The organism is Pseudomonas caricapapayae, assembly GCF_001400735.1.
GTDB classification, from domain to species: domain Bacteria; phylum Pseudomonadota; class Gammaproteobacteria; order Pseudomonadales; family Pseudomonadaceae; genus Aquipseudomonas; species Aquipseudomonas caricapapayae.
Window position 1 is genome coordinate 24,328 of record NZ_LJPW01000014.1, and the last position, 17,090, is coordinate 41,417.

Below are 17,090 nucleotides of genomic sequence, written 5' to 3' on the forward strand. Positions count from 1 at the left end.
GCTGCAGCCCTCAGGCCACCGGGAAACTACGGTGCAACAAAAGCCGATGACACGTCGCTCTCGCGCGCCATCGGCTGTAATACCTCGGCGTGGATCTCAGACCGACAGGCAGAGGTATTTGATTTCCAGATAATCTTCGATGCCGTACTTGGAGCCTTCACGGCCCAGCCCGGACGACTTGATACCGCCGAACGGTGCCAGTTCGTTGGAGATCAGGCCGGTGTTGATACCGACCATGCCATATTCCAGCGCTTCAGCGACACGGAATACGCGGCTCATGTTCTGCGCATAGAAGTACGACGCCAGCCCGAACTCGGTATCGTTGGCCATCGCAATTACTTCAGCCTCGTCCTTGAAGCGGAACAACGGTGCCAGCGGACCAAAGGTTTCTTCCCTGGCCACGGCAGCATCTTTGGACACATTGACCAGAATGGTCGGTTCGAAGAACGAGCCTTCCAGGCTGTTGCCACCGGTCAGCACGGTTGCGCCCTTGCTGACGGCGTCGGCGATGTGTTCCTTGACCTTGGCTACGGCCTTGTCGTCGATCAACGGGCCAGTGGTGACGCCGTCTTCCAGGCCGTTACCGATCTTCAGCTTGCCGACCGCAACCTTGAGCTTCTCGGCGAACGCGTCATATACCGCGTCTTGCACATAGATGCGGTTGGCGCAGACGCAGGTCTGGCCATTGTTGCGGTACTTGGAAATCATCGCGCCTTCGACCGCCTTGTCGAGGTCGGCATCGTCGAACACGATGAAGGGCGCGTTGCCACCCAGCTCCAGGGACACCTTCTTGATGTCCTTGGCGCACTCGGCCATCAACTGGCGACCAATGTCGGTCGAGCCGGTGAAGGACAGTTTGCGCACGATCGGGTTACCGGTCAGCTCGCCGCCGATATCGCCAGCGCTGCCGGTCACCACGCTGAACACGCCAGCCGGAATACCCGCACGCTCGGCCAGCTCAGCCAGTGCCAGTGCCGAGAACGGCGTTTGCGAAGCGGGCTTGAGCACCATGGTGCAACCCGCTGCCAGCGCAGGACCGGCCTTACGGGTGATCATCGCTGCCGGGAAGTTCCACGGGGTGATCGCCGCCGTCACACCAATCGGTTGCTTGAGCACGATCAGGCGCTTGTCCGGCTGGTGACCGGGAATTACATCGCCATAGACGCGCTTGGCTTCCTCGGCGAACCACTCGATAAACGACGCGGCATAGGTGATCTCGCCCTTGGCTTCGGCCAGCGGCTTGCCCTGCTCCAGCGTCATCAGCAGGCCCAGGTCGTCCTGGTTCTCGATCATCAGCTCGAACCAGCGGCGCAGCTTGTTGCCGCGCTCCTTGGCGGTCAGCGCACGCCAGGCCGGCAGCGCCTTGTCAGCCGCCTCAATCGCCCGACGCGTCTCGGCTGCGCCCATTTTTGGCACAGTGCCGAGGATTTCGTTGTTGGCAGGGTTGTTGACCTTGATCGACTGACCACCGTCCGCGTCCAGCCACTGGCCGTTGATGTAGGCTTGCTGGCGGAACAGTGTGGAATCTTTGAGCTGCATGTCGGCCTCCTAAACAGCACCGCCCGGTAGGCGGAGCGAACAATTGAATATCGATGCACCCCATTTGGAAGCCATCGTCAGGAAAACATTCCATCGGGTTCCAGCGCTGCGCGACGCATGAAAGCAGGAAGACCGAACAAGAGCGTTTGAAATCTCAAACGAATCCTAGGCATTGCGGGGGCAAAGGACAATAGCCCGTTCGAAAAAAAGAACGGGCGCGGGGAGGTGTGTGGTTTTCTGATCAGTGTCAGTCCCGGAGGGGACTGCACCGCTATCGATAATCCGGAAGCGTAAAAGACTGCACCGCCGGGGTCAGCGACCTTGCAGCACGCTTGCTGATAAAGGGCGTTGCCACCAGCCGCTGCACGGCGCGCAGGATCTTCACCCCGGTCTGACTGCGAGGATGGACCAGGCGCGGAACAAGTTTCGGCACGCTCTGCGACTTTTTCACCACAGGACGCAGGACATATTCGTACGAGGCAAGCGCCTCTGCAATGGTGTCGGTCCTGGTAAGTTCGCCCGCCAGCACATACGCGCCGATCAACGCCAGCGAAGCACCGACCCCACCCAGCGGCGTGACACACCACGCGGCATCGCCCAGCAAGACCACCGGGCCATTCGACCAGCGATCGATCTTCACCTGACGCAGATCATCGAACCAGAAATCCTCCGCAGCCTCCATCCCGTCCAGCAGACGAGGCACCTCCCAGCCCGCGCCTGCAAACGCCGCGCGAAGAAACGCCTTCTGCTCGGCAACACTGTTGCCGACCGTCAGATGGCTTCGGCCATGCACATTAAAGAACGCACGCGTCGTACCGCGATTGTCAGGGCGAACCCCCGCGCTTCGACCACCCACCGCGTTATACCAACGCGCGGTCTGGCTATCGGTTGGTGCACGAGGCAGGGTAAAGAAAGCGCTGGCCAGGTCCATCCTGCGCGGCTGATTCTCGCCGGGGAACACCAGCTCCCGAGTACGCGAGCCGACACCTTCGGCAATGATCAGCAGATCAAAACGCTCCTGGCCACCGCTCTTGAACGTGACAGATACGCCCTCATCATCATGCTCGACCGAGACGATACGATCACCAAAGCGATAGAACGCGTCGGCAGACGACGCCTCATACAGCAGACGGGCGAGATCACCGCGCAACACCTCAAGCTCAGCCGTCGGGCCGTCTCCGTCCAGCCCGGCCAAATCAATACGTGCCGCCGTGCGGTTGTCCTCATCGACCCACGCCAGCCCGGTCTCGCCGGTGTTGAGGTCCTTCACCGCCTGCTCAAGCCCCATCAGCCGCAGAACCTCCCGAGCCGCGCCCCGCACATCCACATTCTGCCCACCATCGCGAAAGGCAGACGCCTGCTCGACAACCGTGACATCGCAATCGCGCTGCGTCAGCCACCAGGCCGCGGCACAACCCGCGATGCTGGCCCCGGTGATAAGAACGCGGCACGGGCTGCGCTCGATGCTTTTGAACTGATTGATAAGAGGCCCTCGGGAGAACGATCTGGCTGGGTGGTAGTGGGTGCATCATGCACCACCAGACAGCCAAGCCGGAAGCGCAGGCCTGTGCGTTTGTGGACGCCAGTGGGTGTGGGCTGATGAAAGGCTGTCGCAGGGCGCGCTGGGTGATTTGTGTCGCATACCGCCCGCAACTGGACGCCCCGTACCCATGTGAGTATCATGGCGCCCGCGTCGCACCAGTAGCTCAGCTGGATAGAGTACTGCCCTCCGAAGGCAGGGGTCGTGGGTTCGAATCCCGCCTGGTGCACCATATAGCAATCTAGACCTGTCTCAGACGGTCTACGAAATCCCCCAAGAAGCCCGCCACGTGCGGGCTTTGTTGTCTCTGGCTATTCATAGCAGTCCACCCCTATACCTTCACGCCGTGTATGCCCACGTGTATGCTTTGCAATTCCTTGAACAGGAGGCATACAAGCCGTGAAACGTACTGACATCAAGCGCCGCCCGCTAGCCGACACCACGCTCTCCGGACTGGAACCAGAGGACGCGACTTATCGGGAGCAAGATGGCAACGGCTTGTATTTTCGGGTCAAAGCAAATGGCCAGAAGTCTTGGGAATTACGTTACAAAAAGCCAGACGGAAAATGGTCTTGGCTAGGGTTAGGCGGCTATCCCGAAGTCAGCGGTTCCCTAGCCAGGCAGAAGGCTGCACAACTGCGTGAAGACTCATCCAACGGGAAAAATCCGTTAGTCAGCAAACAGGCTAGGAGAGCTGCTGACCTGGAGGCAGCCAATAACACGTTCGAAGCGCTTGCACGGGAGTGGTTTGATTCAAGACGGCCGGGCTGGGAAGCTGGGACCGCCCGGCGAATCATTGGAGCTTTGGAGCTGCACGCTTTTCCAGTATTTGGGAAGCGGGTTTATACCGAGATCCTGCCTCTTGAGTGGATGGAGTTCCTGCGCAGCATGGAGCAGAAAGGGATCATTGACCAAATGGGCAGAGTCCGCGCCACGTGCAAAGAAATCTATGACCTGGCACGCGTCACTGGACGCGCCATCCATAACCCTCTCGAAGGCCTCAACAAATTCCTTCAAACGCGTAGCGCTGAAAATTATGCACACGTATCAGTAGAGGAACTGCCTGCCCTACTTCGTGCGATCAACTCTTACCCTCACGCGAAGGACGTTCGTTTGGGGCTCCGCTTGCTTGCGCTGTTGGCTGCACGTCCGAGTGAAGTTCGAGAAGCACGCTGGTCAGAGATTGACCTCAATAAAAAGCTGTGGACGATCCCAGCCGAGCGCATGAAGCGTCGGCGTGAACACGTGATCCCGCTATCCCGTCAAGCCGTCGAAGCAATCACTGAACTGCGCTCGCTTACGGGAGCATACCCGCTGCTGTTTCCTGGCCGGAAAGATCGAACCATCCCCCGCAGCAACACCGTCTTTCTCATGGCGTTACGCAGACTCGGTTATGCCGGACGTCAAACAGGCCATGGCTTTCGTCATATCGCAAGCACGATCCTTAATGAGCAAGGCTTCGATGAAAATCATATTGAGGCGCAACTTTCCCACGTGAAGGAAGGAATTGCAGGGGTATATAACAAGGCAGTTTATCTACCTCAACGCAAAGTCATGATGCAGTGGTATGCCGATCATCTCGATGAGCTCATGGCGGGTAATGTTGTTCAGGGACAATTCGGGAAGGCAGTATGATTGGCCACACCCGCCCCCCTCTCAAAACCGGTGTAACTCGTGTTTCAGGTGTAACGAAAGACCATAACCATCTGAATTTATTGAATTTATTTCGAGTTACACGTATCGCATCAGAGTTACGCCCGGTGTGTAACGTAGCTGAATCGTGTAACACGACCGGGACCCCGTTGCCGCTGGTGGCCTGCCGCTTCCTGAGTCGCACAGAGCGTGCTGCGCGCTGGCTTAACTGCGCAAATAAAGGGCGTGGGATATGGACGTAGGTTCAGGTCTCATGGTGTTAGACCATGTTCAAAAACTAGATGCCCTGCCAAAACCAACGGCGAGTCTGATCAGGTATCTATCTGCTCAGCCACTTTACAGCCTCTGCGATGAGCAGATTATCGACGCCTGCAACTTGATTGATAAATGCTGCTTAAGAATCCAAACAGATGATTTCGATAGCGACCTGGACACCTTGTGTATCCGCACAACCAAGCATGAAGAACAAATTTTCCAGTACGCGTCGACTGATGCGTCCTCCCGTGTAGCCCACTGGGTTCGTCATTTCACTGGGTGCGATTCCGCCACAGATAACCAAGCTCACGCAGCCTATGTAATGGCCTGCGCTGCGAAGGCACTTGAGGCTCTAAGTGAATGGATGCGCTCAGCCGAGCAAGATGCCTTCCCTCCGGCATGCAAGGTGCCGGACTGGCCTTGGGATTTCTACTGCGAGTACGTGTCATCGCAAGCGAGCCCAGACGACCGGATCAACGCCCTTGATCTGTATACGCTATTCCTTGAGCCGATCACCCACCTGGCGAGCTTACGCAACGACGAGCTAACTCTCGCAGTAGCTGAGGCCATCAAGGCGGCGACTCGGAGAAAAGGGGGAGTACTCAGCGGTAAAGATCGGAAAATCGAAATGAGTCAGCGTGATAAAGCTATCGTGAACTACGCGCTTGTATTGCTGAAAAATGGCATGTCACGTCGCTATGTCACGACCACCGTGCACCGTTGGTTTGAGAGAGAAGTTACCAAGCCGGAAAGCGAGCGTCCTGATTGGGCCACTCTCGAAATGTCGAAACCGCTGACACGTAAAAGGATTGAAGAGATTCTCAAGCAACACAACCTGCTGTAGCCAGAATTTCAAATGGAAGTGAACTGCCCGCTAAAATCCCTCGCCTAGATCATTGCTCTCGTCAGTCCAAACCTATCGAGAGCTGTCCCTATGAGTACCTCTGTAACCGAGTTCTCTCGCGAAACACCTGCCAACGCTCCGCTGCTGTTCGACGCTGCCTCAACCTTGATTCGCATGCGCGAAGTTGAGGGAATCGTGGGCATGAAGCGTTCAACCATTTACAAGCTCATGCAGCAGCCCGGCTCCTGCTTTCCGCAGCCCGTCAAGCTCAGCGACAGCACAGCAAGGGGCGCGCCCGTCGCTTGGGTGCTTTCCGAAGTCCAAGCCTGGGCACGCAGCCGCATCGCTGCTCGCGATCAGGTGGCAGCATGAACAACCGCATGTCAAAAGGTGACGGGCCTTTCATCGACTCCTACAGCATCGGGTTCCAGCTCTACAGGCCGGACGAGCTCAACTGGAAAAGTCGCACCATTGCGGGCGTCAGTTGGAATGGCATGGACCAAGAAGCAATCTTTTTCAATGCAGACGGCCTGGCTCTTCCTCTCAGACCCAACCCTTGGAATGTCCCTGAGTGGATTCGCAAGCATGCGATCCGCCGCGAGTTCGCCAGCGTGCATGGGACTGGCCATTTCGCGATGAAGGAAGGTCGCCGTAAGGCATTGCGAACGGTCGGCCTCAATGACTGGGTGACTTACTGGCTGGTCGACCAGTCTGGCGGCTTCGCCAATGAGTCGAAGTTTTGGCAGGACTACGTGGCCACCGATCTCGCCACAGAACAGGCCAACAGCGAAAAGCTACACAGCGAAATGCGTCTGCAAGAAGACCGGGCGACTTACATCGAGCAGAGCATTGCCGAGCGTCGTGACCACCTGACGGTCATGCACCGCCGCCGATGTAACGAAGATCGAAAAATTCTCGCCTGGCTGAAAGGCGAAGTCCCCGCTCCGCTATTTGACACCGAAGTGAAGGCGGCTTGAGCCCTCCCCGCCCCAATCTGCTGGCCCTGATCTGGCACCAGAACGCCGGGCTATCACGTTACAGGTTCGGCGCACGCACAAACGAAAACGCCTCCGGGGGCAACCGGAGGCGTTGAGGTAAATCTACATGCACGTCAAATGTATTTCGCATCGAGCGCGAGTGCAAGTCGCTCAAACAGTTGCACATCCCAAAACCGGGCGCTATTCTCTGGCAGTCGCTGCAAATTCAGCGATCAGGTTTGGCGACCTGAGAAACTTGGCGCACAAGCGCCCCATAAGACAGCAGGCGCTTTTTTTGTGCCCGCTGCGCTACGTTATGGCGGCTGTGTGTGGGATACCTTCGGGTATGCCGGGTTCCAAGTTCCCGGTTCGCCAACCTGCGCACAGCTGCCACCCTAATTCGTTTGGCGACGTTTTGGTGGCAGCTCCAAACCAAACTTGGAGTTACGCACATGCACGCCCTCATTCCCTCCAGAAATCGCGCCGCTGCCCATCGCGCTATGGCTCTCGCCGCTTTACATGCCAATTCCAGCCTCGCTACACGCCTTGCCCGCTACAACGCTCACATGACCAAGGCTCGCGCCCTCGAAACCGCAGGGGGTGCCCAATGAGCAACGCCCTCAGCTTTTCCCTGCCCGAAGACCTACTCTGCGTTAACCCAACAGCCGATGCCGGTATTCCCATCGACGCCATCACCTGCGCCGTCGACCGGGCCAGCTCAGTGCTGTTGCTGCTTGAGGATCAGTTTGAAAATAACGGTCCCAGCCTTGCAAATCACATCATCGCCGCCGCCCTTTGGGACGTGCGCGGTACGTTGGGTTTGATACGAACTCTGGCGCTTCACGCAGACGATCTGGAACGCGGTCCTGCGCAAGGAGGTGGCCTGTGAGCGCGCCCTTCCAAGGCAACACCACCGGGCACACCGCCTTTGCCAAATACAATGCCCGAAACCAACCACTGTTTAGCGTCAATGCGGGTGTTTCCTGCGAAGAGGCCTTAGAACACGCCTCCGTGCTGACGGACTGCATCAACAAACTGACGCTTCAAGCGGGCATGAACGATGACAGCAGCGCGGCATGGGCTGCCCATTACTTGGGCGATATGGTCAAGGCCATCATCGATGACGTGACCACCAGCCTGCAGTTTCCAACGGAGGATCGCCCATGAGCGCCTCCGGTACGAAAAAACGTCCTTCGTTCGCACAAGTGAAATCTGCTGCGCTACGCAACATCGACAAGGTCCTTGCACACTGGCTTCCGAACGGGAAGCGAGTGGACGGCGGCAAAGAGTACACCGCACCCAACCCCACCCGAACGGACAAGCGTGCGGGGTCTCTGAAAATCAGTACCAGCAAAGGCACCTGGTCTGACTTCGCAACCGGCGACAAGGGCGGCGATTTGATTGACCTGGTCCGCTATATCGACGGCGGCACTGACGTCGAGGCCTGCAACAAACTGGCGGATCTGCTTGGCGTAACTGCTGATTCGCCGCCCGCCAACTCCGCACCGGCCAAAAGCAAAGCCCCTGAGTGGATCGCCATTCAGCCGATCCCAACCGAGGCGATGAACAAGTGCCCGGTTAAACACCGGCAGCACGGTACACCGTCCAAAGTTTGGGTCTATCGCGATGATCAGGGTCAACCGCTCATGGCGTTGTACCGGTTCGACCTGGACCCTGATGAAGACGGTAAACCGAAGAAAGTCTTTGCGCCGTTGACCTGGTGCAAACGCCGCGACGGCGAAACGACCCAATGGCGGTGGCAAGGGCTGCCCGAGCCTCGACCGCTTCTGCGCCTGGATGAATTGGCGCTCCGTGCCGATGCGCCGGTGGTCTTGTGCGAGGGCGAAAAGGCCGCTGACGCAGCGGCTGATTTGATGCCGAGCTACGTGGCCACCTGCTGGCCGAACGGTTCGAACTCTTGGCATAAAGCTGACCTGACACCGCTCAAAGGCCGCGACGTGCTGTTGTGGCCAGACAACGACGACAGCGGCGCAGGCTGCATGGACGCGGTCGCCCACAAGCTGCGCGAGATCGGCGCAGGCTCGGTGAGGCTCATCGCGTTGGAAGTGTTTAAGCGCAAACCCACGATGAAAAACGAGCGCGCCGCTTTCGCCAAAGGCGGCCAGTGGGACAACGGCGATGATGCCGCCGACGCTGCTGCCAAAGGCTGGACATCTGCCCATTTCGCGGAGCTGGAGCGCAGTGGCGAGCTGTTTGTTTCGGTAGAAGAACCTTCCGCACCGGAGGAGCCCGAACCCACTCCGAAAGCGAAGACGAAGCCAACGGCCAAGCGCCCTGCGAAACCGAAAAACGACCTGATGCCTGGCGGCTTTCGCCTGACGGCCGAAGGTGTGTTTTACGCAGGCGACGACGGCGAAGCGCGCCCGGTGTGTTCGCCTCTTGAAATCCTCGCCCGGACCCGAGACGACAAAGGCCACAACTGGGGCCTGCTCGTGGAGTTCGACGACCCCGACGGGGCCAAGAAGCGCTGGAACATTCCGGCGCGCACCATGACCGGCGATTTTGGCAAGGACGTACTCGGCCCGTTGGTGGACATGGGCCTGCGTTTGGCTGGCAGTCGATCAGGCCGCAATGCGCGCAACGACCTGCAGAGTTACCTCGGCGGTTTCGACAGCGCGCAGCGGGCTCGATTGGTCACTCGATTGGGCTGGCACGACAGCGCCTTTCTCCTGCCGGAACAACAGGTCGGCGCGCATAGCGAACATCTGCACTTCTACGAGGCCGGATCTCAGCTACCGCCGATCAGCGAAGCGGGCACGCTTGAGCAATGGCAAGAACAGATTGGCGCATTGTGCGTGGGCAACCACCGTCTGGCGTTTGTGGTCGGCGTGGCCCTCGCTGGCCCACTGTTGCACATGCTGGGTCATGAGTCGGGCGGCTTTCACTTGTACGGTGACAGCTCGGGCGGCAAGACCACGCACCTGCAGGTCGCCGCCTCGATCTACGGCGGACCTCGCCTGGTACGTTCGTGGCGCTCCACGGACAACGCACTCGAATCCATCGCCGCTGCGCATTCGGACGGGCTTCTGGTACTGGATGAGATCGGCATGTGCGATCCGCGCATCATCGGCGAGACGGTGTACATGCTCGGCAACGGCACCGGCAAGGCACGGGCTAATGATCGAGGCCAGGCAGGTCGGCAGGTACAAGAGTGGCGTTTGCTGTTCCTTTCCACGGGCGAGAAGACGCTGGCCCAGCACATGGCCGAAGCGAACAAGGAGCTGAAAGCGGGCATGGAAGTACGCATGCTCGCCGTTCCAGCCGATGCCAGCAAAGGCTTGGGCATGTTCGACACCCTCAACGGTTTCGATGATGCAGCGGCGCTGTCCGACGCGCTCAAAGCACGAGTCGCGAAATACTACGGCACTCCACTTACCGCCTTTCTCACAGCGCTGTGCGAGCCCGATAAACGCCACGCTTGGTCCGCCATCCTGCGCCGCACGCTGGAAGGCTTTATCGCCAAATCGTTACCCGCATCGGCCAGCGGACAAGCTCACCGTGCCGCCGCTCGCTTTGGCCTCGCCGCCGCAGCGGGTGAGCTGGCCACAGCAATGGGGATTACAGGCTGGCCCGATGGCACCGCTACCACCGCAGCTCGGGTGTGCCTTAACGCATGGATGAACGAGCGTGGCGGCGTCGGTAACTTCGAGGGTGACGCAATCGTGTCGCGACTGCGCCAGGTCATCGAGCGCTTCGGTGAGAGCCGATTTACCCGCTGGGAATCGGCAGCGGCAAAGATCGACGAACACGGCCCGCGCACCATCGACAGGCTTGGCTTTCGCAAGACGATGGAACACGGTCTGGGCGACTCCCTGCACACCACCAACACCTACTACGTGCTGCCCGAGTCATGGCGCTCGGAGATCTTCCGGGGCATGAACATCAATGCGGTAAACAAGGAGCTGCTGCAGCGCGGAGTCATTGAGCCGGGGAACGACGGCAAGGCATCGAGTCTGGTGCGCTTGCCCGGCCTGGGCACTCAACGCTGCTACATCGTGAAGACGATTCCGGGATTGGCTGAAAGCGAGGCTCGGGCTGCCTGAGTTCATCCCTGCTGATCGAGGTAGCGCCGGCTGATTCCCGGCCTCGCCAGCCACTCAACCAACTCCCCATCGAATTGAACAGAGACCAGACACATGAACGAGATCCAAGAACTGAAAGACCGCCGCGATCAACTGCTGAAAGAGGCTGATCAGCTGCATACCCAGCTGCTGCCGTTTGAAGCCGCGCTGGAAAATGAGCAGTCCATTGGGCCTGCCCAGGAACGCGAACTGCGCGATAAGTACAACGAGCTGAAAACGCGTTTCGATGCGCGCAAACATGAAGCTGACCTGTTGGATCGGAAGATCAATCGCCGCGAGACCCTCATCAACAGCCAGTCCCTGATGGCGGGTTACATCGAGGCCATGAACACCTGGAAAGCCGATGAGCAGGAGCTGAATGAAAAACGTCAGAGCCTCAGCATCCGTCTGGAACAGATCCAACAACAGGCGGTAGAGGACATGGCCAAAGCCCGGCAGGCGGAAACGGATGCGGCTACCTCATATGCACAGGCTGTCGCATGGGGCGACACCGAAGGTGAAAAGACCGCCAATGCCGATGCACAAAAAGCTGCAAAAAACCTGGCAACCGCCGCCGAGCATGATCGTCGGCAGGGGCTGATCATATCCGCGCTCAAGCAGGAGCTGGCCACCGTAGATCAATACATCGTCGAAGCACAGGAAAAGCAAAGAGGCATAGAGCGCGACGCCCTGTGGCTTTCTCAAACAGTGCTGGAAGAGAAATGGAACGAGGCTGCTAAGGCGCTCTTCGATGTGGGCGGAAGGCTGTGGGCAAATTACAACCTGCTCGGCCTTGATCAAGTGAGCCTGTTGAAACTGGCGGTTCCGCAGGAAGGTGAAAAGGTCGGGAACTGGACGTGGCATGAACTATCCGACCGGGCGCGCAGATACAGCGCGCAGGACCTGCTCCAGCTCAACGATATTTCGACACCTCAACAGGCTGCACTCGTGAGCCAACTGGAGGAACGAACAAATGAAATCAGTGAACAACACGGCGCTGATGTCGTGGAGGGATGGCTGAAGAAATAAAGCCGCTTCACCTGAAAAAGGGCTCAGATGGGCCCTTTTTGGTGTAGACGCTTTATTGGAAATACACAGTATTTCTAGCTCATCGCATCAAGATAATGCATCCATAGGATGCGCGGCTCTCTACCTATCTAGTCACAGCCTGCTCTCGGCCATAAGCGGATGCTCGGACCAATCTGGCTTCATCTGAATGCGTCGTTCTTCAAAAAGGCACAAGGCTCCCCGGGGCCGTTGATGGGACGCATGGGGCAGATGACAACCCCTCATCTGCCTTCAAATGATCGAATCTTCGCCAGCGCACGGCTGATTGGAGGGTTTTCCATGCTTACCGGAATAAGGACATCGTCGTCAGGCTGAATAGCCGAAATCTCCTGGTCGTTTTCGTCGATCTCCCAGGCATGCATGACAACAACCCCAGAAGTTATCAAATGGCTAGCGAGCTTCCCCTTGGCATTCACCGTAGCAACATGACACTTCTTATGCACTTCGTAATCCTTCAAAAATCTGTCAATATTTTCAGAAGAACTCGGCGTCATGGTATGTAGCCTAGACAGTGCCGTTTGGACTTTTGAAGCCCCATCACCAGATCGTTCAAGATTACTTGTAACAGCCACGCGATAATGCGCAGGGTTCTGCCTGCTGATGCCCCGTATCAATGCGATGCGCAATGCATTATTGGAATCTTTGTCTCCGATAGTTTTTGCGATGTTCTCAAATATCTTATACCCAATAGTGGCATTCTCGAACACGAATATCATCACTGGAATTTCGCTTTCGCATGTTTGAAAGCCTAACCCACTCCAACCAGCTTGGTTCCACAGGCTTTCCTGAATGAGAGAAACTACTTGAAGCTCTCTATGCTTCATTGTTGAAAACTGAAACGGATGTTTTGGGCGCTCCTCAGAAACATTAGACTTAGAGGGCCAGTCGATAGGTTCTACATTGTGGTGATCAATCCAGGTTACGCGCCGAGTTGGCTTGTAAAATTCAAAGGCAGCATCCTTATGAGAGTCGATGCCTGGGACAGCATTACGCCCCATGAAATAGCTATCCAATCCAATATTACAATTGAAGACAACTGCTCGCTCTAGAGCCTTATCGTCTCGAAGCATCTCTTCGATTTTCGACCAGCTTATCTGAGGGCAAATAATGGACACAAAGTGAAGGCAAAATTCACTGTAAAATTGCCTGATCGTATCTCGTTGTTCATCGGTCAAACTGGTAATGCTGAACGGCGAACAGAGGATCTCAGCAGAGGTTACCTGCGCAGCGGTGTCGAAGCTGTGCTGCAGTATGAAGTCATCCTCATCTTCCAATGAGATATCAATATTCACGGCGGGCACTGTAGCCGTTGCATGATCTGCCATCATAGGTGCGCAGAAGCTCTCCAGCACAGCCAGCAATTGCTGCGCTAACTCAATGCATGGAGATTTTACCGGGAAGGACACAGACACCTTACAACCCAGGATATAGGAGCTTATGGTTGTCCAGCGATCCAGATAGAGGTCGAGCGGGGCCACCGGAGCGCCCATATCGATACTGCGCCACATGTTCATAAGGTGAAGGTCAATTGGCTCACCCTCAGGCCCCGCTTTATCTTCATGGCCTAAGCATAACAATAGCGCATCTGCACTGAGCCCTAGATCCAGCTGATTCAGCTTGTCCGGCAGCCAGGCTATTCTTTCAACGTCTGAAAAATCGGCATTGAGAAATAGCTGACCAATCAGGACCTCATAATTCATTTTCTGATCTTCTGTCCACAGCTTTTCATCCACCGTTTGAGAGACCAGTTGAGCTAAGTGGTACCAAGTCAAAGACTGACTCACACGACCTAGTTGACCTTCGATCCACATGAGTCGTTGGTAAATAGCAGCTTGCTTAGCACTGTTTCGCTGTTCCTTGAGTGCATCAGAGGTGACCACATAAGCTGCCATAAGCGCTGCTCCTCGCGCAGCCCACAACAGGCCCTGCTTATCGTATGCATGGGACAACATATAAAGGGCAGCTAAGACTTCCGCCTTGCTTTCACTGCTATACAGCCCATACAGGGATAACCCGAAGCACTTGATCGCCCTGTAGTAGTCCTTTTTATCGCTACTCAGCGCCCCTCGCCTCAGGTACTTATCTGCCTTAATCCGGCTATTTTCCCGTTCACCGGCATCATCAATGAGCTTATCCATGAGGTCTTCATAGGCCTTGATATCTCCAAAGGCTACGTCGAGTGCTTCGAGCAAATTGACAAGACGAGCCATAGGGTAGCCAATCAGCTTGTGAGCACTATCGGCGATTTCGCTCAAAGACCGGAATGTGTTATTGGCTTGTTCCTCATCTTCGGCAACCAGCAGATCTAGAAGCGCCAGAGAGGTCTTGGCTTGTAATGCGCCGCTTATCATTTCCGCGTTGTCAGCTATCGAGTTCAGCTTCTCTCGAATGGTGGCCTCAATTGAGTCCACATCAAGGGTGCACTTACCGTTTCGATTAGTGGTGACCACTAGATTGAACAACGTTACGACTTTTTCCCAAACCTCAACGTTGTCGGTCTCTCGGGCCACGCCGAGCGCTTTCTCAAAGGTTTCCTCAAAGAGCTCGGCATTTTCCAGCCACCAGTACGCGGCCCATGTCAGCTGGTAAAGGGCGTCGAAATGCTGTCGCTGGGTACCAAACTTTTTCGCTGTCCGGACAGCAATATTGAACTGGTGCTCCACAGCAATGGCATCATGTTCCAGCTCTTTGTAAATGATGGCTTGCTTGGTGTAGAGGTCGACCTGGGAGAGCGTCAGACGGCCCGGATCTTCAATCTGTTCGATCTGACGTTCGACCTCTGTGAGCTGAATTTGCTTGTCAGCGTCGAATGGGCCGATCTGAATTTTGCTCTCAATGCTACCTGTAAGACCCAGGTGATCGATGGCAAGTTGCTGATTTTTGGGCTGCAGTGTTTTATCAAGCAGCCAAGTACGATCGAGGATTGTGACCTTGACGCCATACTTTTCGGAAAGTTCGTCTTGAAGCTCTGCTCTGGAGCTGTTCTTGATGAAACGGCTGGTGACACAGAAGATTTGAACGTAGCCACGCTCTGTCGACATGATGCTCTCGACGTCCTTTCTGCATTTTGCTCTCCAATCTTTCTGGGTGCTGACACCGAATGCCCATCGCTCGGACTCCGGGGTCTCATTTAATCCCCAGAAAAAGGCGATTTGGTTGGCTACAGGATACGTCTCGGTATCGGTTTTACCGTCCCCACCCGCAGTCGGGCCGGTCTGGGCAACCAGGTTAGGGCAGATTTCTCGCTCACAAAGCTTCCGTACGAATATCTCAAACTCAAGCTCTTGGCTTCGATTGTTCAGGGTCTCGAAGTGGTACTCCAGCATGGAGCGATCGATAGTCGACTCCTGTAGCTTTACAGAGTCCGAGAACTGCTCTGGACGTCTCGCTCGCAGAAAGTCTTGCGGCTTGGGGTCAGTTATCTTGGTAGCTGATTGTTCCTTATCCATCATCCACTCCTGAAATAACCACTGGCACTGCCCGGCTATGATCAACTCTCTGGTCCTGGGTCAACGCAGGGCTCGGCGTCATCGTGATGGTGGGCTGTACACGATGCCTAGTAACATCCGTGCATACTGGATGAGCAGACGGTCGTTTGCACCAGCCCTAGTTACCGAGGCTGATGCTTGCTCGAATTTATGGCGATGGCCTCTCCGGCTGCCAAAAATTGCAGCTGAAGTTATTCAAGCCCCCACCGTAGGGACTAGGCCTCACCGTAAACACCTCAGGCACAGCATCACCGTCGCCGCCATCGCGGAAGAACTCGCTCATAGAGAAGAGCGCTTGATCTTTCAAGCGTTCCCACTCTCCGAACAGACGATCTTCGAGATCCCTCGCGACCTGAGCGGCGCTGGGTTTACGCTTGGGCGTCTGGTTGTAGCTGGGCTGGGGGGAGAATTCGTAGACGAAAGTCAGTTGCCCGTGCTTCCAGTCCGCAGACGGCGACGCTCGCCAACGGAACGGCACTCGCACTGATAGCCGTTTGCTGAGATGGAAAGGCGGCCTGATTTGATCGTCAATGAAGAACAGTTCCCCCTCTTGGAGTTCAGTTTCGAGCCGCCCTTTCATGTGCTGCACGGCGTGAATGAGGTCACTGCCGGCATGCAGCGCATCCTGCCGAGTGCGTTCGCGCTTAGCATGGGCCTTGGCCTTGATGTACTCAGCGATCGCTTGTTGGAACCTATGGAGCTTGGTAGCCACGTAGGGCCCACAGTCACTGAGACCAAGGCCATGACGCGCTCTTCATCTAAGCACTCGCGTACTGCTGCCCGAAGCACCGTCTCGTCGACGGCGCTGATTGCGGCTTGCTGATCACTGGGCAAGTTAATGTACGACATAACCACGACTATCCTTGTGTGATGGTAGCTTGGCTATAGCCTTGTCTCAGCCCCTGGCAACCGGCAAGTCTTCGCCCGCACCTATGAGAGATTGATTGTCCCATGACGATCCCAGGAAGCTCTTGATGTCAATCGGGCGATACTGTCACAAATGCTCAGATAGGCACAATGCCTGCAGTACCGGTCTCTGGAAGTAGACCGATCACATGCTGCAAAACGTTAAGCTTGGATCACCCTGCTTTTGTAAACGCCTTCAAGCTTCAAGGAAGGGCTGCTAACCCTGTTTAATTGTCCGCTTTTGGCCGATCGCTGCATTTCATGAAGGGCTGCAATCGGCCAAAGGCAGTCACTTGCTGCTGGCAGAGTAAGCCCTAGGACTCCTCGCCAGCATCAATATCATGCCTTCACCCGGTTAGTTAATTTGTTGAAATGGGCAATAATTTTCCCTAACGATTCAGTTGCATGCCGTCCTTAGTTACTCGCTAGTAGGTATTGAGAAAGTTTTGGGCTTGTGATCTTCGGATTGAAGCCAGCGGCGTCTTTCTGGATCAAAAAAATACTTTGCTACAGTTACTACCGTCAGGTTATTGTCAGGCTGCTGCCTGATACTTAAGCGATTGTATTGAAGAGGCTGTGAGGCTCGCTCGCTGTTTACCACACCTGTGCTTCCACAACCGACTATGAGCAATTTATTACCGCCATCACCATTTTGATCAATCAGTTCTTCGTGGGCGAAGTGCCTATGCCCATGCAGGGCAATGCTGAACCCATTTTCAATTAGCGAGTGCTTTATAT

Annotated in this window: 11 protein-coding genes, 1 tRNA gene and 2 pseudogenes; 9 read left to right on the forward strand and 5 right to left on the reverse strand. The window is 56.2% G+C overall.

From position 1 onward, the window contains the following. Positions 1 to 96: 96 nt before the first annotated feature. Together gabD and ALO80_RS02865 are read right to left on the reverse strand one after the other, a co-directional pair. A complete protein-coding gene (gene gabD, locus ALO80_RS02860; RefSeq protein ID WP_054986897.1) occupies positions 97 to 1,539 on the reverse strand; it encodes an NADP-dependent succinate-semialdehyde dehydrogenase in 1,443 nt (480 codons plus the stop codon). Positions 1,540 to 1,810: 271 nt separating this feature from the next. After that, positions 1,811 to 3,078: pseudogene (locus ALO80_RS02865) on the reverse strand (FAD-dependent monooxygenase). A 156-nt stretch (positions 3,079 to 3,234) separates the two neighbouring features. Here ALO80_RS02865 and ALO80_RS02870 point away from each other — a divergent pair. The 9 genes from ALO80_RS02870 (at position 3,235) to ALO80_RS02910 (ending at position 11,919) form a co-directional block, all read left to right on the forward strand. Next, positions 3,235 to 3,311, forward strand: a tRNA-Arg gene (locus tag ALO80_RS02870). Between the two features lie 167 nt (positions 3,312 to 3,478). Continuing rightward, positions 3,479 to 4,714: a tyrosine-type recombinase/integrase gene (locus ALO80_RS02875; protein ID WP_055007857.1), complete on the forward strand. Its 1,236-nt coding sequence runs from the start codon at positions 3,479 to 3,481 to the stop codon at positions 4,712 to 4,714. A 271-nt stretch (positions 4,715 to 4,985) separates the two neighbouring features. After that, entirely contained in the window at positions 4,986 to 5,831 is an 846-nt protein-coding gene (locus tag ALO80_RS02880; RefSeq protein WP_055007865.1) for a hypothetical protein, read from the forward strand. 90 nt (positions 5,832 to 5,921) lie between these two features. Then, a complete protein-coding gene (locus ALO80_RS02885) occupies positions 5,922 to 6,203 on the forward strand; it encodes a helix-turn-helix transcriptional regulator (RefSeq protein WP_055007858.1) in 282 nt (93 codons plus the stop codon). After that, on the forward strand, positions 6,200 to 6,808 hold the full coding sequence (locus ALO80_RS02890) for a hypothetical protein (protein WP_055007859.1): 609 nt from the start codon (positions 6,200 to 6,202) through the stop codon (positions 6,806 to 6,808). The genes ALO80_RS02885 and ALO80_RS02890 overlap by 4 nt, the downstream gene beginning before the upstream one ends. A 607-nt stretch (positions 6,809 to 7,415) precedes the next feature. Then, positions 7,416 to 7,697, forward strand: coding sequence for a hypothetical protein (locus ALO80_RS02895; protein WP_055007860.1), 282 nt, complete (start codon positions 7,416 to 7,418; stop codon positions 7,695 to 7,697). Then, complete coding sequence (locus ALO80_RS02900; protein WP_055007861.1) at positions 7,694 to 7,975, forward strand: DUF3077 domain-containing protein; 282 nt, start codon at positions 7,694 to 7,696, stop codon at positions 7,973 to 7,975. Before ALO80_RS02895 ends, ALO80_RS02900 begins: the two co-directional genes overlap by 4 nt. Beyond that, positions 7,972 to 10,872: a DUF927 domain-containing protein gene (locus ALO80_RS02905; protein ID WP_055007862.1), complete on the forward strand. Its 2,901-nt coding sequence runs from the start codon at positions 7,972 to 7,974 to the stop codon at positions 10,870 to 10,872. The genes ALO80_RS02900 and ALO80_RS02905 overlap by 4 nt, the downstream gene beginning before the upstream one ends. A gap of 93 nt (positions 10,873 to 10,965) precedes the next feature. After that, entirely contained in the window at positions 10,966 to 11,919 is a 954-nt protein-coding gene (locus ALO80_RS02910; protein WP_055007863.1) for a coiled-coil domain-containing protein, read from the forward strand. A 260-nt stretch (positions 11,920 to 12,179) separates the two neighbouring features. Here the strand turns inward: ALO80_RS02910 and ALO80_RS02915 are convergent, their stop codons facing one another. The 3 genes and pseudogenes from ALO80_RS02915 to ALO80_RS31230 all read right to left on the reverse strand — a co-directional run. Beyond that, the gene (locus ALO80_RS02915) at positions 12,180 to 15,407 is read right to left on the reverse strand and encodes a hypothetical protein (RefSeq protein WP_055007864.1); all 3,228 of its coding nucleotides are present in this window, start codon (positions 15,405 to 15,407) and stop codon (positions 12,180 to 12,182) included. A 187-nt stretch (positions 15,408 to 15,594) separates the two neighbouring features. After that, positions 15,595 to 16,295: pseudogene (locus ALO80_RS02920) on the reverse strand (hypothetical protein). 475 nt (positions 16,296 to 16,770) lie between these two features. Continuing rightward, positions 16,771 to 17,090, reverse strand: a 320-nt coding sequence (locus ALO80_RS31230; protein WP_159420654.1) for a hypothetical protein, incomplete at its 5' end; no start/stop codon positions are given.